The organism is Neobittarella massiliensis (ex Bilen et al. 2018) (assembly GCF_900289145.1).
Lineage (GTDB): Bacteria > Bacillota > Clostridia > Oscillospirales > Ruminococcaceae > Neobittarella > Neobittarella massiliensis.
The window spans coordinates 80,544-104,234 of sequence record NZ_OKQO01000001.1; the positions used below are offsets into that span (position 1 = coordinate 80,544).

Consider the following 23,691-nt stretch of genomic DNA (forward strand, 5'->3'; position numbering starts at 1 on the left):
AGGAGGTAAACTATGGGCCAGAAAGTAAATCCCCACGGCCTTAGAGTGGGCATTATCAAAGACTGGGACTCCCGTTGGTTTGCTAAGGATAACGCTTTCGGCGATATCCTTGTAGAAGACTACAAGCTCCGTAAGTTCATCAAAAAAGAGATTTACGGCGCTGGGGTTCCCCGCATCGAGATCGAGAGAAACGCCAACAAAGTGCGCATCCACATCCACTGCGCGAAGCCGGGCATGGTCATCGGCAAAGGCGGCAGCGAGATCGAGAAGCTGAGAAAGAATATCGAGAAGCTCATCGGCAAGCCGGTGAACATCAACATCATCGAGGTCAAACAGCCTGACGTGAACGCGCAGCTGGTAGCCGAGAGCATTGCCAGCCAGCTGGAGCGGCGTATTTCTTTCCGCCGCGCCATGAAGATGGCTATGGGCCGTGCCATGAGACTGGGTGCCAAAGGTATCAAGACCCAGGTCTCCGGCCGTCTGGGCGGTGCGGATATTGCCCGCACCGAGCAGTACCACGAGGGGACCATTCCCCTGCAGACCCTGCGCGCTGACATCGATTACGGCTTTGCCGAGGCCAACACCACCTATGGCAAGATCGGCGTAAAAGTATGGCTGTACAGAGGCGAAGTGCTGCACGAGGCTGCACCCGCCAGAAGACCCCGGAGGGAAGGAGGCAACAGGTAATGCTTTTGCCAAAACGTGTAAAATACCGCCGCGTCCACAGAGGTCGCATGACCGGTAAAGCTACCCGCGGCAATAAGGTGACCTACGGCGAGTACGGCCTGGTTGCCCTGGAGCCGGCCTGGATCACTTCCAATCAGATCGAGGCTGCCCGTATCGCCATGACCCGTTACACCAAGCGTGGTGGCCAGGTCTGGATCAAGATTTTCCCCGACAAGCCCATCACTGAGAAACCCGCTGAGACCCGCATGGGCTCCGGTAAAGGTTCTCCCGAGTACTGGGTGGCTGTCGTAAAACCCGGCCGCGTTCTGTTCGAGATCGCGGGCGTGAGCGAGTCGGTGGCCCGTGAGGCCATGCGTCTGGCTGCCCACAAACTGCCTATCAAGTGCAAGTTTGTAAAAAAGGAAGAATTGGAGGGTGAAAACTAATGAAGGCTTTAGAGATTCGCGAACTCACGGCGGAAGAACTGAGCGCCAAGCTGATAGACCTCAAAGCTGAACTTTTCAACCTGCGCTTCCAGCACGCTATCAATCAGCTTGAAAATCCCATGCGGATCAAAGCTGTAAAGCGCGATATCGCCCGTGTGATGACTGTCATCCGCGAGTCCGAGATCGCCGGCAGCGTGAAACAGTAAGAAAGGGAGGACCCGGCTGTGAGCGAGAGAAACCTTAGAAAAACCAGGGTTGGCAAAGTCGTCAGCAACAAGATGGACAAGACCATCGTCGTGGCTATCGCCGACAACGTCAAGCACCCGCTTTATAAGAAGATTATCAAACGCACCAGTAAGCTGAAGGCCCATGACGAGAACAACGAGTGCAACATCGGCGATACCGTTGAGATCATGGAGACCCGCCCCTTGTCTAAAGACAAGAGATGGAGACTGGTGAACGTCATAGAGAAAGCGAAATAAGCTTTTTAGACCCGAAAGGAGGAACGCTCTGTGATACAGATGCAAACCTACCTCAAGGTAGCTGACAACACCGGTGCAAAAGAACTGATGTGCATTCGCGTGTTGGGCGGCTCGCGCAGGAGGTACGCCAACATCGGCGACGTAGTAGTGGCTTCGGTCAAGAAGGCTGCTCCCGGCGGCGTCGTTAAAAAAGGTGATGTAGTCAAGGCTGTTATCGTTCGCTCTTCTAAGGGCGTGCGCCGCGAGGACGGTACCTATATCCGTTTCGACGAGAACGCCGCTGTCATCATCAAAGAAGATAAAAACCCCAGGGGCACCCGTATCTTTGGGCCAGTTGCTCGCGAGCTGCGCGAGAAGAGCTACCTGAAGATCTTGAGCCTGGCACCGGAAGTATTATAAGGAGGTATGGCTGTGAACAAAGTACATGTAAAAACCGGCGATACCGTAGTGATCATTTCCGGTAAAGACAAAGGCAAACAGGGCAAAGTCCTGGAGGTCTCTCCCAAAGAGGGCAAAGTGATCGTGGAAGGCTGCAACATGGTGACCAAACACGTGAAACCCCGCCAGATGGGCGAGGTGGGCGGCCTGGTGAAAGCCGAGGCTCCCCTGTACGCCAGCAAAGTGATGCTGGTATGCCCCAAATGTGGCAAAGCCACCAGACTGGGCCACAAGATCCTGGAAGACGGCAGCAAAGTTCGTGTTTGCAAGCACGAGGGCTGCGGTGAAACTTTCTAAGTAAGGAGGAACAGACATGGCAAGAATGAAAGATCTCTATGTCAAAGAGGTAGCGCCTGCTCTGATGAACAAGTTCGGCTACCAGAGCGTCATGCAGATCCCCAAACTTGAGAAAGTTGTGATCAACGTCGGTTGTGGCGAGGCCCGCGACAACCCGAAGGTCATCGACGCCATCATTGGGGACCTGTCCAAAATCACCGGACAGAGACCGATCGTCTGCAAGGCAAAAAAATCCGTTGCGAACTTCAAGCTGCGTGAGGGTATGAGCATTGGCTGCAAGGTGACCCTGCGGGGCGAGAAGATGTACGAGTTCGTAGACCGCTTCTTCAATGTAGCACTGCCCCGCGTGCGTGACTTCAGAGGCATCAACGCCAACTCTTTCGACGGCCACGGCAACTACTCGCTGGGCATCAAAGAGCAGTTGATCTTCCCCGAGATCGATTACGACAAGATCGACGCGATCCGCGGCATGGATATCAACTTTGTCACCACTGCAAAGACCGACGAAGAGGCCAGAGAGTTGCTTACTCTGCTGGGCGCTCCGTACGCGAAGTAAGGGGGAACAGTTTTGGCTAAAACTTCGATGAAAATCAAACAGCAAAGAGAGCAGAAGTACTCCACCAGAGAGTACAACAGATGCAAGATCTGCGGCAGACCTCATTCCGTTCTTCGCAAATTTGGAATTTGCCGTATCTGCTTCCGGGAGCTGGCCTACAAAGGGCAAATTCCCGGCGTGAAGAAGTCTAGCTGGTAAATTACAGCAAAGGAGGTCAACGGTATGCAAATCACCGACGCTATTGCAGATCTTTTGACTCGCATCCGCAACGCGAGCTCTGCAAAACACGATACGGTAGACATCCCCGCATCCAATATCAAGAAGGCTATCAGCCAGATCTTGGTCGATGAGGGTTACGTGAAGAAATTCACGGTCATAGAAGACAACAAGCAGGGTACCATCCACATGACCCTGAAATACGGCGAGGGCAAAACTCCGGTCATCACCGGCCTGAGAAGAGTTTCCAAACCCGGTCTGCGCATCTACGCCAGCTGTGAGGAAATGCCCAAAGTCATCGGCGGCATGGGTATCGCCATCGTGTCCACTTCTAAGGGCATAATGACCGATAAACAGGCCCGCAAAGAGAATGTTGGCGGCGAAGTGCTGGCATTCGTATGGTAATGGTAGGAGGTGTAGACAATGTCTCGTATAGGTAGAAAACCAATCGAAGTACCGGCAGGCGTGGAAGTCAAGATCGACGGCCAGCATGTGTCGGTCAAGGGCCCCAATGGCTCTTTGGAGAATACATTCCATAGTGACATGGCCATCTCCATGGAGGGAAACGTGATCACCGTCACCCGCCCCTCCGACAAAAAAGAGCACAGATCTCTGCACGGCTTGACCCGCACTCTGATCGCCAACATGATCGTCGGCGTCACCGAGGGCTTCAAGAAAGAGCTGGAGATCAACGGCGTAGGTTATCGCGCTGCCAAACAGGGAAGTGCCGCCAACCTGAGCTTGGGTTACTCCCACCCGGTCATCATCGAGGAGATCGAGGGCATCAAAATAGATATACCGGCCCCCAACAAGATCGTCATTTCCGGTCCCGACAAACAGAAAGTCGGCCAGTTTGCTGCTGAGGTCCGTGAGAAACGGCCCCCCGAGCCGTACAAAGGTAAGGGTATCAAGTACGTAGACGAAGTGATCATCCGCAAAGAGGGCAAAGCTGGTAAAGGCAAATAAGCAAAGGAGTGACAGACAATGGTGAATAAGCCAGACAGCAACAAAGCGAGGCTTAAAAGACATCGCAGAGTGCGCGCTAAGATCAGCGGCACCCCCGAGTGTCCGCGCCTGGATGTGTTTCGCTCCGCCAGACACATCTATGCACAGATCATCGATGACGTAAACGGCGTTACATTAGCCGCTGCCTCTTCCATGGACAAGGACTTTGAGGGCAATGGTAGCAACAAAGAAGGCGCCCGCAAGGTCGGCGAGACCATCGCCAAACGGGCCGCTGAGAAAGGCATCACCGATGTCGTGTTCGACAGAGGTGGATACATCTACCACGGCCGGGTCAAAGAGTTGGCCGAAGGTGCTCGCGAGAGCGGCCTGAAATTTTAAGTGAGGGGGTATACTTTTGGCTAGAATCGACGCTACAACTCTGGACCTGCAGGAGAGAGTTGTCTCTATAAACCGCGTATCCAAAACCGTTAAGGGCGGCCGTGTCATGAAGTTCTCGGCGCTGATCGTCGTGGGCGACGGCAAGGGCTCTGTCGGTTACGGGATCGGCAAGGCAGCTGAGGTACCGGAAGCTATCCGCAAAGGTATCGAAGTCGCTAAGAAGAACATGGTGAAGGTCTCGCTGTACGGCACCACCATCCCGCACGAGGTCATCGGTGAGTTTGGCGCAGGCCGCGTACTGCTCAAACCCGCTGGCCGCGGTACCGGTGTTATCGCCGGCGGTGCCGTCCGTGCAGTCGTAGAGGCTGCCGGTATCAAAGACATCCGCACCAAGTGCCTGCGTTCTAACAACCCCTGCAATGTGGTGACTGCCACCGTCAACGGCCTGATGAGCCTGAGAGACGCACAGCAGGTCGCCGCCGTTCGCGGCAAGACACCGAAGGAAATCTTGGGTTAAGGAGGATCGGCTGATGGCTGATTTTAGAATTAAACTGGTTAAGAGCTTCTCCGGCAGAAAAGATGACCAGATCGCCACTGCTCGTTCTCTGGGACTGCGCAAGATCGGCGACGTGACCATCCAACCGGATAATGCTGCCACCAAAGGCAAGATCGCAAAAATCTCTCACCTCATCGAGGTTACCGAAGCTTAATTTAAGGAGGTGCAACGCAACATGAAACTGCATGAACTCTCTCCGGCCCCGGGCTCTAAGAAAGAGGCATACCGCAAAGGCAGAGGCGCAGGTTCCGGCAACGGCAAGACCGCCGGCAAGGGCCACAAAGGCCAGAACGCCCGTTCGGGCGGCGGCGTGCGACCCGGCTTTGAGGGCGGCCAGATGCCCCTGCAGAGACGTCTGCCCAAAAGAGGCTTCAAGAACATTTTCGCCACCCAGTACGCTTACGTAAACGTGGGCGACTTGGAAGCCCGTTTTGAAGACGGTGCTGAGATCGACGCCAAGGCGCTCATCGCCTGTGGCCTGATCAAAAAAGAGCTGGACGGCGTAAAAGTGCTGGCCAATGGCGAGCTGAGCAAAAAACTGACAGTGAAAGCCGCAAAATTCTCGGCTGCTGCAAAAGAAAAGATCGAAAAGGCAGGCGGGAAAGCTGAGGTGATGTAAGGTGCTAGAGACCTTTAGAAACGCGTGGAAGATCACCGAGTTGAGGAAGAAGATTCTCTACACGCTGATGATCCTCGTGGTCTTTCGGGTGGGCGTAGCCCTGCCGGTCTTTGGCGTTTCTCCTGGCGCACTCAAGAGCATGGTGGAGGGCTCCGGCAACCTGCTGGGCTATCTGGATATGCTCACTGGTGGCGCCTTCGCCAAGTCCACTGTCTTCGCGCTCTCCATCACCCCCTATATCAACGCCTCCATCATCATCAACCTCTTGACTATCGCCATCCCTCCGCTGGAGCGGCTGGCCAAAGAGGGCGAAGAGGGCAGGCGCAAACTCAACCGCATCACCCGGTACGTGGCGCTAGGTCTGGCCGTAGCGCTGGCCATCGCCTACTACTTCCTGCTTAAAAACCAAAATGCTCTGACCTATACCAAGGGCTTTTCCGGCATCTTCTCGGCCATCATCATCGTCGCCACCTTTACTGCTGGCGCTATGTTGATCGTGTGGCTGGGTGAACAGATCGACAAAAAAGGTATCGGCAACGGTATCTCGCTGATCATCTTTGCCGGCATCGTCTCCCGCGGGAGCACCGTCATCAGCAAAGCCGTGGCTTACTTCCAGCTGGCTGCTGAGGGCGAGTACAAGTACTACATCTACCTGCCCATCATTCTGGTGTTGGCAGTAGTGGTGATCGGCTTCGTGGTCTTGATGACCAACGCCGAGCGCCGTGTGCCGGTCCAGTACGCCAAGCGTGTGGTCGGCCGCAAGATGTACGGCGGTCAGAGCTCCCATATTCCCATCAAGGTGAACATGACCGGTGTTATGCCTATCATCTTTGCCAGCTCGATCATCTCGATCCCGGGCACCATCAAGGCGCTGTTCTTCAAAAACGCCACCAAGGGTTTCTGGGCGAGCTTTTTGGCACTGTTTGACTATAACTCCCTGGCTTACGCGATCATCTACTTTATGCTGATCATGGCATTCAACTACTTCTACACCGCCGTACAGTATAATCCCTTAGAGATCGCCAACAACCTCAGAAAGAACAACGGTACCATCCCCGGCATCCGCGCCGGTAAGCCTACCGTTGACTTCATTACCAGGATCCTCTCTAAGGTCACCTTTATCGGGGCCATCTTCCTCGGTATCGTGGCGGTAATGCCTATTGGCCTGACTGCTATATCGGGGGTGAACATCGCCTTGGGTGGTACTTCCATCCTCATCGTGGTAGGTGTTGCCTTAGAGACTGTGAGAACACTGGAAGCACAGATGATGATGCGCCACCACAAGGGTTTCCTTGAGTAGATGGCGTGTGCGTGTGAGGAGGTAAAGCGAATGAAGCTGATATTTTTGGGCGCTCCGGGCGCCGGTAAAGGCACCCAGGCCGAAAAGGTGTGCGATATGCTACACATTCCGGCCATAAGCACCGGAAACATCATCCGCGAGGCACTCAAAAACGGCACCGAGATGGGGCTGCAGGCCAAGAAGTACATCGAGGCCGGCGACCTAGTACCCGACGAGATCATCATCGGCATCATCAAAGAGAGACTGGCACAGAGCGATTGTGAAAACGGATTCGTTCTAGACGGCGTCCCCCGCACGGTAGCCCAAGCGGAGGCCCTGGACCAGATGGGCGTCGAGATCGACCGCGTCATCAACATCCATGTTGACGACGAGAAGATCGTGCGGCGTATGTCTGGCCGACGGGTGTGCGGCGATTGTGGCGCGTCCTACCACATCGACTATAAGCCCTCTAAAGCAGATGGCGTGTGCGACAAATGTGGCGGAAAATTAGTGATCCGCAAAGACGATGAGGCTTCGATCGTGAAGGACCGGCTGCGCGTGTATCATGAGCAGACCGAGCCCCTCATCGCGTACTACGAGAAAAAAGGCATTTTAAAGACCGTAATTGGCCAGGAGGAGATCGCCGACACCAGCGCGCTCGTGCGCAAGGCGGTGGAGGAATGATCACCTTAAGATCTGCCAAAGAGATCTCGGATATGAAAGCTGCCTGCAAGTTGTCGGCCGAGGCGTTAGCACTGGCCGGCAGTCTGGTGGCACCGGGTGTCACCACCCGCGAGATTGATGCCAAAGTCAAGAAGTTCATAACCTCTCACGGCGCCAAACCTTCCTTTTTGGGGTATGGCGGGTTTCCGGGCAGCGCGTGTATCTCGATCAACGATCAGATCATACACGGCATACCCGGTGACCGCGTGATCGAGGAGGGGGACATCGTCAGCGTAGACGTGGGCGCCTTTTATAAGGGCTATCACGGCGACAATGCTGCTACCTTCGGCGCCGGAAAGGTGTCACCGGCAGCACAGAAGCTGATGGATGCCACCCGCGAGAGCTTGCTTGCCGGTATCGAGGCCGCCCAGCCGGGTAACCGGATTGGGGATATCGGCCACGCGGTAGAGACCTATGTGACCGAGCGGGGCTTTTCAGTAGTGCGTGATTTTATCGGCCACGGGGTGGGCCATGAGCTGCACGAGGACCCAGAGGTGCCCAACTACGGGCGCGCGGGCCACGGGCCGCGGCTGACCCCCGGCATGACCATTGCTATCGAGCCCATGGTCAACGAGTTCGGTTCCCAGGTGGAAATTCTAAAGGACGGATGGACGGTCATCACCAAAGATGGCGGTCTGTCGGCCCACTTTGAACACACGATCGCGATCACGGCATCAGGCCCGGTGATTTTGACGGCACTGTGAGTCTGGAGGATGCGCAGATGAAGGCACTCCAGATAGGTACTGTAGTAAAGAGCTTGGCCGGCCGCGACAAAGAGAGACACAGCGTGGTCGTGGCACTTGAGAACGAATACGTTTTTATAGCCGACGGGAAAATGAGGAAATTGGAAACCCCAAAGCGCAAGAACAAAAAACACATCTGGCCTACTGGGCGCTTGATACAGATGGATGGGGCTACCAATAAGAGCATAGGGAGGATCCTCCGCCAGTTCGACGAGGCGTCCTCTGCCGCTCACAACAGTTAAAGGGAGGCATTCACTTGTCCAAAGAAGACGTTATCGAGGTCGAGGGTATCGTAGTAGATGCACTGCCTAATGCCGCTTTTCAGGTTGAACTGGAGAACGGACACAAGATACTGGCCCACATCTCGGGCAAGCTGCGCATGAATTACATCCGCATCCTGCCCGGAGACAAAGTGACGGTGGAGATGTCGCCGTACGATTTAACCAAGGGACGCATCACCTGGCGTTCCAAGTAAAGACTTTTCTAGGGTCATAGGAGGTAATTTACATGAAAGTCAGACCTTCCGTAAAACCCATTTGCGAGAAATGCAAAGTGATCAAACGCAAAGGTCGCGTAATGGTAATCTGCCAGAACCCCAAGCACAAACAGCGGCAGGGCTAAGGCGCAAAACCACTTAATGGAGGTGCAACGCAAACATGGCACGTATTGCTGGTGTTGACTTGCCGAAAGAGAAGCGAGTCGAGATAGGCTTAACCTACATTTACGGTATTGGCCGTAAATCCGCCGAGAAGATCTTAGATGCCACCGGTATCAGCCCCGACGTCAGAGTCAAAGACCTGACTGAGGACGACGAGATCAAACTGCGTGAGTATATCGATAAAAACTTCGACGTAGAGGGCGATCTGCGCCGGAACGTGGCGCTGAACGTGAAGCGGCTGGTAGAGATCGGCTGCTATCGCGGTGTCCGCCACAGAAAGGGCTTGCCCTGCCGCGGTCAGAAGACCAAGACCAACGCGAGAACCTGTAAGGGCCCCAAGAAGACGATCGCCAACAAGAAGAAGTAATCAGGGAGGGATACTAAGCGATGGCAATGAAAAGAACAGCCGTTCGTAAGCGCCGTGAACGCAAAAATATCGAGCGTGGTGCAGCACATATCCAATCCACCTTCAACAATACCATCATCACCATCACCGACGTGCAGGGCAACGCTCTTTCTTGGGCTTCTGCCGGCGGTCTGGGCTTCAAAGGCTCCAGAAAGTCTACCCCGTACGCCGCACAGATGGCCGCGGAGACTGCTGCGAAAGCCGCTATGGAGCACGGCCTGAAAACCGTTGAGGTATTCGTTAAGGGCCCGGGTTCGGGTCGTGAGGCCGCTATCCGCGCGCTGCAGGCCGCAGGGCTGGAAGTCAACATGATCAAAGATGTGACCCCCATCCCCCACAACGGCTGCCGCCCGCCGAAGAGACGGCGTGTATAGCATTTATCAGGAGGTGCAAATAGATGGCTAGATATACTGGTGCGGTGTGCAGACAGTGCCGCCGTGAGGGTCAGAAGCTGTTTTTGAAAGGCGAGCGCTGCTACTCTGATAAATGTGCGATTGCACGCAGAGCATACGCTCCCGGTCAGCATGGCCAAGGCAGAAAGAAAGTCTCCGAGTACGGTCTGCAGATGCGCGAGAAGCAGAAAGCAAGACGCTACTACGGTATTTTAGAGGGCCAGTTCGCCGGCTACTACGAGATGGCTGTTAAGTCCCCCGAAGTGACCGGTACCGCGCTGCTGAAGATCTGCGAGAGCAGACTCGACAACATCGCCTACCGCGCTGGCTTTGCCTCTTCCCGCAAAGAGGCTCGTCAGCTGGTGCTGCACAGACATTTCACCGTCAACGGCAAGAGAGTGAATATCCCTTCTTACCGCGTAAAAGCCGGTGATGTAGTCGCCGTGTTCGACGGCAGCAAAAACAGCACCAAGATCAAAGAGGTAGCTGAGCAGAATGCCTCTCGTCCCTCCCCGGTTTGGATGGATGTGGACCGCGAGAACCTGAAAGCGACCATCACCAGACTGCCCAACCGCGAAGACATCGACTTCGAGGTCGAGGAGCAGCTGATCGTTGAGTACTACTCCAAATAATCGGTGAGCATTTGTGAGTTTTACACGATTGGATAGAGCGTTATTTCTGTCTAAAAGGAGGGTACTGAATGATTGAGATCGAGAAGCCGAGAATCGAGACGGATGAACTCTCTCCCGACGGTTCTTTCGGAAGATTTGTAGTGGAGCCCCTCGAGCGCGGCTATGGTACGACCCTCGGCAACAGCTTGAGAAGAGTACTGCTCTCCTCGCTTCCTGGTGTCGCCGTCACTTCTATTAAGATCGACGGTGTACAACATGAGTTTTCGACCATCCCCGGTGTGAAAGAGGATGTCACAGAAATAATCCTGAACATCAAAGGCCTGACTGCCAAGCTGCACTGCGACGAGCCCAAAACGGTCTACATCGAGGCCAGCGGTGAGTGCGAAGTGACAGCCGGTTCTATCCAGGCAGACAGCGAAGTGGAGATACTCGACCCGGGCATGCACATCGCCACCCTGGGCGCCGGCGCCTCGCTGAGCATGGAGCTGACTCTGGAGAAGGGCCGCGGCTACGTGCCCGCCGATAAAAACAAGAGCGGGCAGCACATGGCCATTGGCGTATTGCCGGTGGACAGCATCTACACCCCGGTGCTGAAGGTGAACTACTTTGTAGAGAACACCCGTGTGGGCCAGATCACCGACTACGATAAGCTGACCCTAGAGGTGTGGACAGACGGTACCCTGTCGGCCGAAGAAGCTGTGTCGCTGGGCGCCAAAGTCATCATCGAGCACCTGAACCTGTTCGTCGACCTGTCGGGCGAGACCTACTCGGCTGAGATCATGGTCGAAAAAGACGATAAGGGTAAAGAGAAGGTACTGGAGATGACCATTGAGGAGCTGGACCTGTCGGTCCGCTCGTCGAACTGTCTGCGCCGCGCGGGCATCAACACCGTAGAGGACCTGATCAACAAGACCGAGGACGAGCTGCTGAAGGTGCGCAACCTGGGCCGCAAATCCTTTGAAGAAGTACTGAACAAGCTCGACTCGCTGGGAGTGAGCTTAAAAGAGAGCGAGGAGTAATCCACCGCTTTCGGAAATCCCGTTAAAGGAGTGAATTCGATGCCAAGAAAACTCGGCAGAGCTTCTGACAGCAGAAAAGCGATGCTCAGAGCGATGGTCACCTACCTGATCGAAAACGGCAAGATCGAGACCACCGTGACCAGAGCCAAAGAGGTACGCACTGCGGCAGAGAAGATGATCACCATTGGCAAGCAGAACAACCTGCACGCCAAGAGACAGGTCTATTCCTACATCACCAAAGAGGATGTAGCCAAAAAGCTGATGGACGAGGTAGCCCCCAAATACGCCGACGTAAACGGCGGCTGCACCCGCATCATCAAGATCGGCCCCCGCCGCGGCGACGCCGCTGAGATGGCCATCATCGAGCTGATCTAAAAGGTACGATCCTGTTAGATAGTTTAAAGGAGCTAGGCATTTTGCCTAGCTCCTTTTTTATGTTTTTAGTGACGAATAGTAAGAGAAATGTGCTGCAAATAGAATACTATACAAAAAACACATGTAAAGTAGGCGCTTAGATGAAAAATATTAAAAAATATTGAATGTTTAAAAAATATAGGTTATAATGTAGAAAATAGTAGAGTGCGATACAAATTTTAAGATTAACGTAAAGATGCCCCCTTGGATATGTAGGAGGTTATCATGAAAAAGTTTTTGGCAGTGATTTCCGCAGTTTTGTGTTTAGGCGTTGTGTTTGTAAGTAGTGTATTTGCTGACACAGCAACCGCAAATGTGTCTGGTACTTCTAGATGTTATTCTGGGAGAACAGTCGTTGGAAGTACACGTAGCAGATTAAGTTTAAGCGTGTATGCCAGTTCAGGATCTGTAAGGGGCTACGCACAATACTATACCGGGAATTATGTTACTACAAATAACAGTGTTGATTCTTATAATGGTATATATTCTACATCAAATTCGGCTCCGGATAATTATACATGGCGTTGTTATGGCCAGACAACTGGCAGTTATTCAGCTAGTGCCACTGTTCAAGTTACGACTTAAATTTATTTCCAAATGGACTGGACAGGTACCTGTCCAGTCCATTTATAAATATATAGAGGTGTACAATGAAAAAACTTATTAAGATAAATATAAAGCTTTTTCTGAGCTCTTTTGTACCGGCCTTGGGAATGACAATGCTTTTTGCATTTATAAACTGTATGAATGTTATACTTATTACCAGCCAAAAAAGATTATTTCCAATGATGAAAACAAATATTTCTTCAAATATAGTTATTTTTATCATGCTTATGTTTATAAGCTATGCATATTTAAGTAAGATAAAGGTAGATGCGGCTGAAGAAGTGTTAAAGGTAGAAAGTAAAGGTCTTGTAAAACATGTGGCAGCACAGCTTATCGTCCTTGTAACACTGCTTTTTATCATATATATAAATTGTTGTTTATACGCATTTTGCTGTACATATTTTGAAAATGCTCTAAATACTGCAATATGGATGCATATATTAAAAGTTTACTTTTTAGATATTTTTCTGATAGGATTATTGGGTCTAAGCTTTGGCTTTTTAATCGCGCTGTACTGTAATAGGTGGAATACTTACATAGTGATGTTATTGGTAACTATATTTTTCTCACCTTATATACAGACTTTTTTGTCTTCTATATCGAGCGAGCGTCTTAATCTGGTTAGGTGGGCAGATATATTTCACATTATGATGGAAAGAACAGATATGGGAGGTAATATTGATTACCTGTATGGGATCCCCAATGAGATGCAAAGGTATAATCGAATATTGTTTTGGATTGGTATGGTACTCCTATTGTGTTTATTAAAATTTATAAAGAGAAAAAGTAAAACTTCCGCAACGGCATTTTTACTGCTATTTACGTTTGTTTGTGTACAGGGGGTAGGGTATATAAAAGGGGGTAATATTCAATATTTTGGCTATGACAATCAGCGCTTTTTTTATAATGATGAAATTTCCACTGATAGTTTACATTCTGAGAATGTTTTTTTAAATAACGATAAATTCAGTGTTACGGACTATACATTAAAATTGAATGTGGGGCGGCAACTAAGTGCTGATGTTACAGTTTCTCTTGCTCCAGATAGACCAATAAAAAATTATGTATTTGTTTTATACCATGGCTATGCAATAAAGAGCATATACGATCAAGATGGAAAGACTGTTAGATATCAAAGAAAAGGAGATTATATAGAAATAGAAAATGAGGGAATGCAAATAAGTAATATTCGATTTACTTATACTGGAGGTTCAGAACAATTTTATAGTAACTATCAGGGAATAAGGCTGCTTGGCTTTTTCCCTTATTATCCCATTCCTCAACATGAAATAACAAGAGTAAGGAATCAGTGGATGTTGACAAATAGTACAACTTTTAAAAATTATGATCTCGTTTTAAAACATAATACGGCAGAGGTAGTAACCAATCTGGGAGAGGTATCAGAGGGGCATTATCAAGGCTATAGTGATTCGCTGACGATTATAGGGGGGCTTATACAGAAGCAACATATTGAGGGAATTGACACAGATAGACCACTCGTTTATAAGCATTTAAGCGATACTTATTATGGATTAGACAGTGACGAAAACAGACAAGTGTCACCCAAAGTAGTTGTGGAGCTTCTTAACAGTTATTGTAAAAAATTGGGCATTCCCGCAGACTATGAAAATGCATCAAAAGTAATATCTCTAGGAGGAACAGGAAATAGCGGATTTACGGGATATTTATTTGCCGACTATATGGTCGTTCCAATGTTGGAATCACCGGCATATACGGTAATTGGTATGATGGATAAAAAGTATTTTAGTGATATAACAGATGATAAAATAAACCTTAAGGATATTCTGTTGCGCTACTTACAGTCAAATATTCAGTTTCAGTATAGAGTAAGAACAAAACAGGCAGATTCTTTAGAGATGCTGTTTTACAAGTATGTTGATAATATGGGAGAAGATGCGGCTCTCCCGGATATATACCGTTATCTCTGCGATCCTATGGATACAAGAACACCAGATGAATTTTTGCAGCTTTAGGAGAAATAAACATGATAGAAATGAAAAGTGTTTCTAAAACTTTCGGCAAGAAAAAGGTCCTCGATAATCTGTATTTAACAATCGATAAAGGAGTTTATGGTTTACTTGGGCCAAATGGAATTGGAAAAACGACGTTAATTAGAAGTATATTGGGGCTTTATGATATCGATGACGGAGAAATAATTATTGACGGAAAGATCATGGATAGCAAAAAAAAGAATACTGGCATGATCGGCTATTTACCACAGCAATTTGGGATGTTTAAAGAATTGACAACGGCTGAAGTACTGGAGTATTTTTCTATATTAAAGGGAATTTGTGCTAGTGATTTAAAAAAAGAAATTGTAAGGTGTTTATCGGTTGTAAATTTACAACATGATAGGAAAACATTGGTAGGGGCCTTGTCTGGAGGTATGTTGCGCAGGCTTGGAATAGCACAGGCATTGCTGGGAGATCCGAAATTGCTTATTTTTGATGAGCCTACTGCCGGTTTGGATCCTGAAGAGCGAATGCGTTTTAAAGACATTATTGCATCGATCAGTAAAGACCGTACAGTAATCATTTCCACGCATATTGTCCAAGACGTTGACGTCATTTGTAATCACATTTTAATTATGAAAAGCGGGACAAATATTATTCAAGGGACTAAAGAAGAAATTCGCTCGTTTGCAAGAGAAAAAGTATATCGGATTTTATGTGGAGATCAGGATAAAATTTCAGGGAAAAGATACATAGAAAATATAGAAGAAGATGGGGGTACGAACTATTATAAGGTGCTGTGCTCAGATAGACAGAAAATCGGGACAGTGCTTTCACCGACAGTTGAAGACGGGTATATGAGCATTATAAAAGAGGTCTAGCATATGGATAATTTGCGTTTATTATATTTTGAATTTAAAAATATGCGATGGAAGTATTTCGTTCCACTCATTATTATTTACATCATGGTACCTTTACTTTCGATTAGGTACGCAGCTACTATAAATTTTGTATCAGACGCAGCTACTTTGATTGTCCCGCCGGTGTATACAGATTTTGAACGGTATATACCCATTATAGCTGTTTGGTACTTTACCTTGTGTTTTAGAGAATACAGCAATCAAGGGGCTTTAGAACTGGTAAAAGCATATGGGGTTAAACAAAAAAGTGATCTTATAAAAACGATTTTTATCTGGCTCCATACGGTGGCGCTTGTAGGTGTTCTATTGATAGGATATAGTTTTTATATGGACAATATGTTTGTGATGTTCGTAAAAATAATGATTCAAATGTTATTCTATCTTTCTTTTCAATATTTTGTTGTGAAAGTGACCAACTCAGTACTTGTGCCCGCTATAATTATTACTACATATCATTTAATATTTAATTTTGTCTATACAAAGATAAGTATATGGAATATTTTTATATATTATAATGAGATAACAAAAAGTGTTTTACTGAATAAATATGGGTTATTAGCGCTTATGAGTTTAGCGATGTTGATTGTGGGAATGAATATAGATAGAAAAAGTTATGATGAGTAGTTACAAACTCTATTTAAAAAGGTGATTTTTATGAAGCGCATAAAAAAGGTCTTTTACAGCAGATATCATGTGCTCATATTGAATATTTGCATTGTACTAGTGGCTTGTTTGGGAATATACATATACTATGCTATTGGACCACAGAGAACGGCCTATACGGTAGGAGCTATTGAGCCAGTTGTTGAAAAACTTCTTAGAAAAGATAACATTATTCTAGAAAAGAATTCAGATGATTTTTACTATTTTTGCGAGAGATATACGCAGGGAGTAGAAAATTTCTTATCCGACAACGATTATATTGAAGTAAATGTATCTGGCTTTCTTTCAATGTACTACTATATAGACATATATAATAGATTTACTGATGGATCTAGAAGCATTTCGAAAGAAGAGTTTAATGACAGGTATGCGGGTGTCATGGGCACTGTTTTTTCCAATGCTCCATACAATAAATTTACAGTATATTCTCTACACAATTTTTTCCGTAATCAAATATGCGTGCGGATGCGGGAAAAAGGTTGGGGTGATCAGAGAGATTTTTACAAATTTGAGGTTTCTGATATAACATTGGAACAAGCTCAAGAGATAAGTCTGCCAATTCTTGAATCGGGTAATGTGAAAGAATCGACCGAACTATTTGAAGAAATTACATTGGATAGAGACAAGGTTTATGAACAGTCGATTGATATTGAAGATAAGCTTGTTATTTTATCATATGCAAGAATACGATATATCTATCAGCGTGCAGAAGAGCTGGGGCTGGTTTTGCCCTACAGTTGGCAACAGGCCCAGGACATGACGCTGGGTGAACTGGAGCCCGCCCTGAACGATGTGGCAGAGCAGATCAACGCCGACCCCAGCCAGGAGCAGCGCAACCGGCAATACCAATCCCCCTACGCCCATTTGGGCATCTGGCCCTCCAAAATGATGAACCGGTAACACAGTTTGAAAACAGGCCTTTCGGTAGTGTAATTTTCTTTAGTGGGAGGATCTTGAAGATAAGTCTACAGATCTTGCCGGTGCTTTTTACAGTTTTTATCCACCTTGGTAGACGTACAATTGGCACACTCTATGAAATAGAAGATTTCGCCACTTTAAACCTTTAAAATATACAGCTGCTCTAGTATAATATTTTTATTGGGGTGTGCGCTCGCCCGGCTTTGTAACGGCTCCCGCACAGTATGTGTTTTCAAGATGCCGCAAACACGGGCTATCCCACACCAACTAAAATAACAAGGAGGACCCGGAAAATGAAGACAGTAGTGTTTCAAAATGCCAATATCGTGGATGTAGAGGCTGGCAGCGTGCTGGCCGGTGGCAGCATTCTGGTAGAAGACGGCGTGATCAAAGAGGTGGGCAAAGACCTGCAGTGCCCTGCGGGCGCAGAGGTCATCGATCTGGAGGGCTCTACTGTTCTGCCGGGCCTTTTTAACTGCCACACCCATATGAATCTGGCACCGGTCGCCGCCCCCACCTATACCGAGAGCGACGCCGAAGTGACCATGATGTCGCTTCATCATCTCGACCAGTTCACCCAGTCGGGTGTCACTTTTATTCGCGACGTGGGCGGTATCAACTCCATCGATATCGATATTCGCAACGCGGTGGCTGCCGGCAAACTGGTGGCGCCGGATATGCAGGTATCGGGTAAATGTATTTGTATGACCGGCGGCCACGGCTGGACCATGGGCCGTGAGGCCGACGGCCCCGACGACTGCCGCAAGGCGGCCCGCGAGCAGCTGCGCGCCGGCGCAGACTGGGTCAAAGTAATGGCTACTGGCGGCGTAATGACCAAAGGCGTAGAGCCGGGCTCCCCCCAATTAAACGAGGACGAGCTGCGCGCGGCTATCGAGGAGGCGCACAAGGTAGGAGCCAAGACCTGCACCCATGCGCAGGGAATGACTGGCATTAAAAACGCGCTGCGTGCCGGTATCGACTCTATCGAGCACGGTTTCTTTATGGATGACTGGTGCTTTGACTACATGAAAGAGAATAACGTCTATTATGTGCCAACGTTGGCAGCAGTACACTGGATCGTGGTCAACGGCACCAAGGCCGGTATTGCCGACTATGTGGTGCGCAAGGCAGAAGGCGCAGTAGAGGCTCATATGGACACCTTTAAGCGCGCCCATCAGGCCGGGGTGAAGATCGCGCTGGGCACCGATGCCGGTACCCCATTTAACGGACACGACAAGACCGCCTACGAGATGGTGCTGATGGTCAAGGCGGGTATGACCCCCATGGAGGCCATCCGTACCGGCACCATCAATGCCGCCGAACTGTGCGGCGTACAGGACAGCTTGGGCAGCATCAAGCCGGGCAAAAAGGCCCATTTCGCCATTTTTGCCGGCGACCCCACCAAGGACATCGAGGCGGCTATGGACTGCAAGATGACGGTGAAAAACGGCGAGATCATCTACCGGGCATAGGTACATAAAATAGCAGATAAAAAGAGAGCTGGCAGCTGCCGGCCCTCTTTTTTTGTCGAAAAGGAAAGGTGTTGTTTTTGCCGGCAAAATACTTTATGATGGGGGCAGATAGGCAGTGTGGTACCGGCCGATAAGTGGTGCAGAAAAGAGGGACCGCTGATGGAACAGAAGAAAAAACGCGCGGCGAGATTTCCGTGGTGGATCATTGCTGTCTGCATAGTCCTGCTGCTGGGGCTGTGTGTCTGGGTCGTGTCAATAGTGCCAGAGGAGGAGCCGGCAGCGCTGACGAGTTCTCCATCTTTTAGTGCAAGCATAGAGGGGGGCCGCTGTGAAACGTGGGGGAGAGTGGCATTGTGTAACCATACCGGCCACCCGGTCACCATCACCAGGATATAGCCGCTGTGCCACGGCGGCCACTGGCCGGATGAGGTGGTGGCCGAGCTGCAGAGCGGCATTGGGGGGGCGTTTGCCACCACGCTGATCCCCACGCCACTACCCTATGTGATGGAGGAAGAACGGGCAGAACTGTGTCTCTCCACCATACAGCGATTGGGCGATATCACCGAAGAAGAGGCAGAGAACAAGAGCTACGGCGTTGTGGGGGTGCGCATCCACCTGTCAGATGGCACCTATTATGATCTGGTGGCGGACAATTAGCACGGCGGTCCCATCCGGCTTTGCCCGTCGGTATGAAACACATCTGCAGAAACCCAAAAGAGCGTCTGTGTGCGGACTTATGCCCGCCACACAGGCGCTCTTTCTACTGGGGGTCACAGCATTAATTTTTTATGGCCTCTTTAAATTTGATATAGCCAAAATAGGGGTTGTACTCGATATTTTGCACGCTCTTACCCTGTACGAAGAACTGGGGTTGGTAGTACAGGGGGATGATACAGTTGGTGGCGAGGATCGCCTGCTCCGCCTGTCGACAGAGGTCGGCCCGCTCGCTGGCACTGGTCGAATCCTCCATGCGTTGCAGCAGGCTATCTACTGCAGGGTCAGACAGAGCTGGCAGATTGCGCTCACTACCGGTATAAAAATCGGCCAAAAAACTCTCGGCACTATTTTGGGTGGCGGTGATGGGCACCAGCGCAATGTCGTAATCTTCCAAATACACCTTAGACTGAATATCCTCCAGCGACATAGTCTCTACCTTGGGGAAAAGCCCCAGGTCCCGCTGCCACAGCTGCAGCAGGTTTTGCAGATAAGAGAGGCTGGCCTCATCGTCGGGGCACAAAACGGTGATCTGACTGGCCAGCGAGTTGTAGTCGTCATCGCTGGTTCCGGCATTGTAGGCTGCGTCAAACGAATCGGCCCCCGTCCGGTATGCCTCTTTGGCGGCCTGGGCATTTGGGGTGGGCATCAGGTTCTCGCCGGCAAAGGCGCGAAAGCTCTGTTGGCCCATCTGGATATCCGGTGGCACCAGTGCCCCCGCCAGTGTCTGGTAGGCGGGCAGCATATCTTTGATGGCATTTTTGTCGGTAGCCAGCACCAATCCGCGGCGGATATTGCCGTTAGACAGCAGCGGCTCCTTTTGGTTGAGCACCAGCGCCCAGGTAGTATTCAGATACGACACTGCCCCCTCCGAGACCGATTTGGGGTGGTCGGTGTACAGCAGGCAGTCGGTCTCGCCCTTTTCGAAATTCTTCAGCCGGTCCTCGTAGTCGGGGACAATGTTGAGCACCACACTGCCCGCCACTACCGGTGAGTCGGAACTGTACTTCTCGTTTTGTCGCAGCACCAGGTAGTCATCCTTTTCCCCCTCTTTGATCCAGGTGGTCAAAGAAAAAGGACCGTTGGAGATCAGCGCCTCGGCTGTCAGCCCGTACCCCCCCTTGGTGCTGTTGAAAAATTTCTCGTTGCAGGGAAAGGCGGCTGGGGTGGTCAGCAGATCTAAAAAACTCCCGTCAGCATGGGAGAGGTCGATCTGTAAACTGGTGTTGCTCAGCGCCTTGACACCCAGCCCCTCCAGCCCCACCTGGCCGCTCATATAGGCGCGGCTGCCACTGATGATATAAAAATCATTGGCGTAAGGAGAGCGGGTCTCGGGCGAAAACAGGCGTTTAAAGGCAAAGGCAAAGTCGTGGGCAGTCACCGGATCGCCGTTTGACCAGGTTGCGTCGTCGCGCAGGGTAAAGATATAGCGGGTGCCGCCGTTTTCAGCCTGGTAGCTCTTCGCCACCCCGGGCACGATGCTGCCGTCCGCCTTTTTTACCAGCAGCCCCTCAAAAATGTTGCCCACTACATCCAGCGATGACTCGTCTTCTGCCAGCTGTGGATCCAGATTAGAGGGGTGCGCTTCTAAGTCGTACTCGAACTGCTGGCCAGAGCCATCTTCAAAACAGCCACTGAGCAGCGACAGAGCCGCACACAGCACCAGCAGGAGAGAGAGAGCTTTTTTCATCAGACTCCCCCTCATCTACAGGAGATAGATGCCGCTGGCAGTACAGGCGGCGATCTCCTCCGGCGGCCAGACCGACACCTGTACTTCGCCGATGTGCGCCTTGCCCAGCATCAGCATACAGATGCGCGACTGGCCGATACCGCCGCCAATAGTCAGCGGCAGTTCGTCATGCAGCAGCATCTTGTGAAAGATCAGGTCCTCTCTTTTGGTCTGACCGCTCAGCTCCAGCTGCCGCCGCAGGCTCTCGCTGTCTACGCGAATGCCCATCGAGGAGATCTCTACTGAGCGGCCAAGAACGGGGAACCACACCAGGATATCGCCGTTCAGCGCCCAGTCGTCATAGTCGGGGGCGCGGCCGTCGTGAGGCTGGCCCAGCCGCAGTTTGCCGCCGATCTGGCTGATGAATACCAGCTTGTGCTGCTGACAGATCTTGTCCTCTCGCTCCTTGGGCGTCAAGTCGGGCCAACGGTCTTCCAGTTCCTGTGAGGTGACAAAGGTGATCTCCCGCGGGATGACCGGTTTTACCTGGGTAAAGGCGTCGCACAGTTTTTGCTGGGTGGTGTACAGCGCGTCTACGATCTGGTTGACCGTCTCTTTTAAAGTGTAGATGTTGCGGGTCTCGCGGGTAATGACTTTCTCCCAGTCCCACTGGTCTACATATACTGAGTGCAGGTTGTCCAGGTCCTCGTCCCGGCGGATGGCATTCATGTCGGTATACAGGCCGCTGTCAGGGGCAAACCCATATTTTTTCAGGGCCATGCGTTTCCACTTAGCCAGCGAGTGGACGATCTCCACGTCGCGACCGATATCTAAAATATCAAAGGAGACCGGCCGCTCAACGCCGTTGAGATCGTCGTTGAGACCGGTCTCGGGCGCCACAAAAAGCGGTGCCGAGACGCGGGTGAGGTTGAGGTTCTGCGCCAGTTCGCGCTCAAAGGTGTCTTTAATAAGCTTGATGGCGATCTCGGTCTGCAGTATATCTAAACTGGAACGGTACTTTTTTGGTAGGATCAAGGTATCGAGTCCCATAGTGTGCTTCCTTCCTGATAAATGGCATGATAGAGCCGTTTGTATACCTTTTATCATAACATGGAGATTGGAAGTTTTCAACATAAATCCCCGGGAATTCTTGTCATATCGGGCGGATGCACGTATAATGAGAAAAGAGTGATTCTTGTGGCAGCCGCCGGCATAGATGATTGGTCCGGCGCGCCGCGGCGCACACTGTGTAGGGGAGATGGCGGTCTGGGCCTGGCACGGTCTGCCGGCGCAGCTGTCGTCTAATTTGTTGGGGGGAATAGAGCGTGGAGAGATTTGATCGTTTTTTGAGTGATATCAAGGGCAAAAAATTGGCATTTATCGGGGCTGGCGTCAGCCATTTAGACTGTATCCGCATGTTTGCAGAAAAGGGCTTTGCCGTTACGGTGCGCGATAAAAACAGCCGCGAGAAGATGGGGCCGGTAGCCGACGAGCTGCAGCGTCTCGGCGTTCGGCTGGTGCTGGGGGAGGATTACTTAAAAGACATCGATGACGACATCGTATTTCGCACCCCCGGCATGCGCTTTACCGACGAGGACCTGGAGGCAGCTCGCCGCCGGGATATCATCGTCACCTCTGAGATGGAACTGTTTTTTGCCCTCTGCCCCTGCAGGATCATCGGGGTCACCGGCTCCGATGGCAAGACCACCTCAACGTCGATCATCGCCGCCTTTATGAAAGAGCAGGGCTACACCGTACACCTGGGCGGCAATATCGGCCGTGCACTGCTGCCCATTATCGAGCAGGTAAAACCCGACGACTGGGCGGTGGTGGAGCTGTCCAGCTTCCAGCTCATCTCTATGCGGCACAGCCCAGATATTGCCCTTATCACCAACGTGGCGCCCAACCACCTGGATATGCACCGGGATATGGAGGAGTATGTCGACGCCAAGCGCAACCTCTATGCCCATCAAGATGCCTTTTCTAAAACGGTGCTCAATGCCCACAACGCCATAACCCGTAGCTTTTCGCCCGATGTGCGGGGCAAGCTGTACTTTTTCGACCGGTTCGAGCCGGTCGAAAAAGGCGCCTATCTGGACCGGGACGGCAATATCTGTATGCGCACCCCGCAGGGGGAGCAAAAGCTCTTCCACAAGAGCGAGATCAAGATACCCGGCGAACACAACGTCGAAAACTACCTGGGTGCGATCGCCACCGTGTGGGGCCTGGTAGAGCCGGAGGTCATGCGCCATGTGGCGAATACCTTTGCCGGGGTGGAGCACCGCATCGAGTTCGTGCGGGAGATCGGTGGGGTCAAGTTCTATAACGACTCTATCGCTTCCAGCCCCACCCGCAGCATCGCCGGTCTGTACGCATTCTCGCAAAAGATCATTATGATCGCCGGCGGCTACGACAAAAAGATCCCCTACGAGCCACTGGGTCCAGTGGTGTGCGAGCGGGTCAAAAAGCTGGTGCTCATGGGCGCCACCGCCCCCAAGATCGAAGCAGCGGTGCGCGCGGCAGAGAACTTTGCCGGTAGCGGGCTCGAGATCGTGCACGCCAGCGATATGCAGCAGGCAGTAAAGCTGGCCTTTAAAGGAGCGCAGTCGGGAGATGTGATCTCTCTGTCGCCGGCATCGGCCAGCTTCGACCTGTATAAAAACTTTGAGGTGCGGGGCCGGCACTTTAAAGAGATCGTCAACAGCCTTTAAACATAATGTTTAGAATAATCTAATAATACGATATGTATAACACAGTTTAAGTCAAAATCGCCAATATATAGTATATATTTGTAAAAATAATACTTTGCGTATATTTAGAAAGCTATTATCAACACAGTGTAGAAATACAAAAGAGAGCGGACAGAAAGA

Annotated in this window: 36 protein-coding genes; 34 read left to right on the top strand and 2 right to left on the bottom strand. The window is 50.7% G+C overall.

The window, feature by feature from the left end:
- Positions 1 to 12 precede the first annotated feature (12 nt).
- The 33 genes from rpsC (at position 13) to C6Y32_RS00570 (ending at position 19,095) form a co-directional block, all read left to right on the top strand.
- Positions 13 to 687, top strand: a complete 675-nt coding sequence (rpsC, locus tag C6Y32_RS00415) for a 30S ribosomal protein S3 (protein WP_105203189.1) — start codon at positions 13 to 15, stop codon at positions 685 to 687.
- Complete coding sequence (gene rplP / locus C6Y32_RS00420) at positions 687 to 1,112, top strand: 50S ribosomal protein L16 (RefSeq protein ID WP_105203190.1); 426 nt, start codon at positions 687 to 689, stop codon at positions 1,110 to 1,112. Before rpsC ends, rplP begins: the two co-directional genes overlap by 1 nt.
- Positions 1,112 to 1,318, top strand: coding sequence for a 50S ribosomal protein L29 (rpmC, locus tag C6Y32_RS00425; protein WP_105203191.1), 207 nt, complete (start codon positions 1,112 to 1,114; stop codon positions 1,316 to 1,318). Before rplP ends, rpmC begins: the two co-directional genes overlap by 1 nt.
- Before the next feature lie 18 nt (positions 1,319 to 1,336).
- Complete coding sequence (gene rpsQ, locus C6Y32_RS00430; RefSeq protein WP_105203192.1) at positions 1,337 to 1,594, top strand: 30S ribosomal protein S17; 258 nt, start codon at positions 1,337 to 1,339, stop codon at positions 1,592 to 1,594.
- Positions 1,595 to 1,624: 30 nt separating this feature from the next.
- Positions 1,625 to 1,993 carry a 50S ribosomal protein L14 gene (gene rplN, locus C6Y32_RS00435; protein ID WP_105203193.1) on the top strand — a complete coding sequence of 123 codons (369 nt, stop codon included), beginning with the start codon at positions 1,625 to 1,627 and terminating at the stop codon, positions 1,991 to 1,993.
- A gap of 12 nt (positions 1,994 to 2,005) precedes the next feature.
- On the top strand, positions 2,006 to 2,329 hold the full coding sequence (gene rplX / locus C6Y32_RS00440; protein ID WP_105203194.1) for a 50S ribosomal protein L24: 324 nt from the start codon (positions 2,006 to 2,008) through the stop codon (positions 2,327 to 2,329).
- A gap of 16 nt (positions 2,330 to 2,345) precedes the next feature.
- Positions 2,346 to 2,885: a 50S ribosomal protein L5 gene (gene rplE / locus C6Y32_RS00445; protein ID WP_105203195.1), complete on the top strand. Its 540-nt coding sequence runs from the start codon at positions 2,346 to 2,348 to the stop codon at positions 2,883 to 2,885.
- 12 nt (positions 2,886 to 2,897) lie between these two features.
- Positions 2,898 to 3,083 carry a type Z 30S ribosomal protein S14 gene (locus C6Y32_RS00450; protein ID WP_105203196.1) on the top strand — a complete coding sequence of 62 codons (186 nt, stop codon included), beginning with the start codon at positions 2,898 to 2,900 and terminating at the stop codon, positions 3,081 to 3,083.
- 24 nt (positions 3,084 to 3,107) lie between these two features.
- Positions 3,108 to 3,506: a 30S ribosomal protein S8 gene (gene rpsH, locus C6Y32_RS00455; RefSeq protein WP_105203197.1), complete on the top strand. Its 399-nt coding sequence runs from the start codon at positions 3,108 to 3,110 to the stop codon at positions 3,504 to 3,506.
- 18 nt (positions 3,507 to 3,524) lie between these two features.
- Positions 3,525 to 4,067 carry a 50S ribosomal protein L6 gene (gene rplF / locus C6Y32_RS00460; RefSeq protein ID WP_105203198.1) on the top strand — a complete coding sequence of 181 codons (543 nt, stop codon included), beginning with the start codon at positions 3,525 to 3,527 and terminating at the stop codon, positions 4,065 to 4,067.
- Between the two features lie 18 nt (positions 4,068 to 4,085).
- On the top strand, positions 4,086 to 4,445 hold the full coding sequence (rplR, locus tag C6Y32_RS00465; RefSeq protein ID WP_105203199.1) for a 50S ribosomal protein L18: 360 nt from the start codon (positions 4,086 to 4,088) through the stop codon (positions 4,443 to 4,445).
- Positions 4,446 to 4,461: 16 nt separating this feature from the next.
- The gene (gene rpsE / locus C6Y32_RS00470) at positions 4,462 to 4,962 is read left to right on the top strand and encodes a 30S ribosomal protein S5 (RefSeq protein ID WP_105203200.1); all 501 of its coding nucleotides are present in this window, start codon (positions 4,462 to 4,464) and stop codon (positions 4,960 to 4,962) included.
- A 13-nt stretch (positions 4,963 to 4,975) separates the two neighbouring features.
- Entirely contained in the window at positions 4,976 to 5,155 is a 180-nt protein-coding gene (gene rpmD, locus C6Y32_RS00475; protein WP_105203201.1) for a 50S ribosomal protein L30, read from the top strand.
- A 21-nt stretch (positions 5,156 to 5,176) separates the two neighbouring features.
- Positions 5,177 to 5,620: a 50S ribosomal protein L15 gene (rplO, locus tag C6Y32_RS00480; RefSeq protein WP_105203202.1), complete on the top strand. Its 444-nt coding sequence runs from the start codon at positions 5,177 to 5,179 to the stop codon at positions 5,618 to 5,620.
- 1 nt (position 5,621) lies between these two features.
- On the top strand, positions 5,622 to 6,920 hold the full coding sequence (gene secY / locus C6Y32_RS00485; protein ID WP_105203203.1) for a preprotein translocase subunit SecY: 1,299 nt from the start codon (positions 5,622 to 5,624) through the stop codon (positions 6,918 to 6,920).
- Between the two features lie 30 nt (positions 6,921 to 6,950).
- A complete protein-coding gene (locus tag C6Y32_RS00490) occupies positions 6,951 to 7,583 on the top strand; it encodes an adenylate kinase (protein WP_105203204.1) in 633 nt (210 codons plus the stop codon).
- Entirely contained in the window at positions 7,580 to 8,326 is a 747-nt protein-coding gene (gene map, locus C6Y32_RS00495; protein ID WP_105203205.1) for a type I methionyl aminopeptidase, read from the top strand. Before C6Y32_RS00490 ends, map begins: the two co-directional genes overlap by 4 nt.
- 17 nt (positions 8,327 to 8,343) lie before the next feature.
- Positions 8,344 to 8,607 (top strand): KOW domain-containing RNA-binding protein, encoded by a 264-nt coding sequence (locus C6Y32_RS00500; RefSeq protein WP_105203206.1) that lies wholly within the window; start codon positions 8,344 to 8,346, stop codon positions 8,605 to 8,607.
- 14 nt (positions 8,608 to 8,621) lie between these two features.
- A complete protein-coding gene (infA, locus tag C6Y32_RS00505) occupies positions 8,622 to 8,840 on the top strand; it encodes a translation initiation factor IF-1 (RefSeq protein WP_105203207.1) in 219 nt (72 codons plus the stop codon).
- A gap of 32 nt (positions 8,841 to 8,872) precedes the next feature.
- A complete protein-coding gene (gene rpmJ / locus C6Y32_RS00510; RefSeq protein ID WP_105203208.1) occupies positions 8,873 to 8,986 on the top strand; it encodes a 50S ribosomal protein L36 in 114 nt (37 codons plus the stop codon).
- 35 nt (positions 8,987 to 9,021) lie between these two features.
- Complete coding sequence (gene rpsM / locus C6Y32_RS00515; RefSeq protein WP_105203209.1) at positions 9,022 to 9,390, top strand: 30S ribosomal protein S13; 369 nt, start codon at positions 9,022 to 9,024, stop codon at positions 9,388 to 9,390.
- Between the two features lie 20 nt (positions 9,391 to 9,410).
- Positions 9,411 to 9,803, top strand: coding sequence for a 30S ribosomal protein S11 (gene rpsK / locus C6Y32_RS00520; protein WP_105203210.1), 393 nt, complete (start codon positions 9,411 to 9,413; stop codon positions 9,801 to 9,803).
- Between the two features lie 23 nt (positions 9,804 to 9,826).
- Positions 9,827 to 10,453 (top strand): 30S ribosomal protein S4, encoded by a 627-nt coding sequence (gene rpsD / locus C6Y32_RS00525; protein WP_105203211.1) that lies wholly within the window; start codon positions 9,827 to 9,829, stop codon positions 10,451 to 10,453.
- Between the two features lie 68 nt (positions 10,454 to 10,521).
- Positions 10,522 to 11,472 (top strand): DNA-directed RNA polymerase subunit alpha, encoded by a 951-nt coding sequence (locus C6Y32_RS00530; protein ID WP_105203212.1) that lies wholly within the window; start codon positions 10,522 to 10,524, stop codon positions 11,470 to 11,472.
- A gap of 39 nt (positions 11,473 to 11,511) precedes the next feature.
- Entirely contained in the window at positions 11,512 to 11,847 is a 336-nt protein-coding gene (gene rplQ / locus C6Y32_RS00535) for a 50S ribosomal protein L17 (protein ID WP_105203213.1), read from the top strand.
- Between the two features lie 264 nt (positions 11,848 to 12,111).
- Positions 12,112 to 12,471 carry a hypothetical protein gene (locus C6Y32_RS15015; RefSeq protein WP_129589348.1) on the top strand — a complete coding sequence of 120 codons (360 nt, stop codon included), beginning with the start codon at positions 12,112 to 12,114 and terminating at the stop codon, positions 12,469 to 12,471.
- Positions 12,472 to 12,536: 65 nt separating this feature from the next.
- Positions 12,537 to 14,486 carry a hypothetical protein gene (locus C6Y32_RS00540; protein WP_105203214.1) on the top strand — a complete coding sequence of 650 codons (1,950 nt, stop codon included), beginning with the start codon at positions 12,537 to 12,539 and terminating at the stop codon, positions 14,484 to 14,486.
- Between the two features lie 11 nt (positions 14,487 to 14,497).
- On the top strand, positions 14,498 to 15,346 hold the full coding sequence (locus tag C6Y32_RS00545) for an ATP-binding cassette domain-containing protein (protein WP_105203215.1): 849 nt from the start codon (positions 14,498 to 14,500) through the stop codon (positions 15,344 to 15,346).
- A gap of 3 nt (positions 15,347 to 15,349) precedes the next feature.
- Positions 15,350 to 16,009: a hypothetical protein gene (locus C6Y32_RS00550; RefSeq protein ID WP_105203216.1), complete on the top strand. Its 660-nt coding sequence runs from the start codon at positions 15,350 to 15,352 to the stop codon at positions 16,007 to 16,009.
- A 30-nt stretch (positions 16,010 to 16,039) separates the two neighbouring features.
- Complete coding sequence (locus C6Y32_RS00555) at positions 16,040 to 16,948, top strand: hypothetical protein (RefSeq protein ID WP_105203217.1); 909 nt, start codon at positions 16,040 to 16,042, stop codon at positions 16,946 to 16,948.
- A 311-nt stretch (positions 16,949 to 17,259) separates the two neighbouring features.
- Positions 17,260 to 18,438, top strand: a complete 1,179-nt coding sequence (locus C6Y32_RS00560; protein ID WP_164998052.1) for a metal-dependent hydrolase family protein — start codon at positions 17,260 to 17,262, stop codon at positions 18,436 to 18,438.
- 159 nt (positions 18,439 to 18,597) lie between these two features.
- Entirely contained in the window at positions 18,598 to 18,834 is a 237-nt protein-coding gene (locus C6Y32_RS15020; protein ID WP_129589349.1) for a hypothetical protein, read from the top strand.
- A gap of 36 nt (positions 18,835 to 18,870) precedes the next feature.
- Positions 18,871 to 19,095 (top strand): hypothetical protein, encoded by a 225-nt coding sequence (locus C6Y32_RS00570; protein ID WP_105203220.1) that lies wholly within the window; start codon positions 18,871 to 18,873, stop codon positions 19,093 to 19,095.
- Between the two features lie 121 nt (positions 19,096 to 19,216).
- Here the strand turns inward: C6Y32_RS00570 and C6Y32_RS00575 are convergent, their stop codons facing one another.
- Positions 19,217 to 20,842 (bottom strand): peptide ABC transporter substrate-binding protein, encoded by a 1,626-nt coding sequence (locus C6Y32_RS00575; RefSeq protein ID WP_164998053.1) that lies wholly within the window; start codon positions 20,840 to 20,842, stop codon positions 19,217 to 19,219.
- A 15-nt stretch (positions 20,843 to 20,857) separates the two neighbouring features.
- Positions 20,858 to 21,871, bottom strand: a complete 1,014-nt coding sequence (asnA, locus tag C6Y32_RS00580) for an aspartate--ammonia ligase (protein WP_105203222.1) — start codon at positions 21,869 to 21,871, stop codon at positions 20,858 to 20,860.
- Positions 21,872 to 22,146: 275 nt separating this feature from the next.
- Here asnA and murD point away from each other — a divergent pair, with 275 nt between their 5' ends.
- Positions 22,147 to 23,532 (top strand): UDP-N-acetylmuramoyl-L-alanine--D-glutamate ligase, encoded by a 1,386-nt coding sequence (gene murD, locus C6Y32_RS00585; RefSeq protein WP_105203223.1) that lies wholly within the window; start codon positions 22,147 to 22,149, stop codon positions 23,530 to 23,532.
- The last annotated feature ends 159 nt before the right edge of the window (positions 23,533 to 23,691 follow it).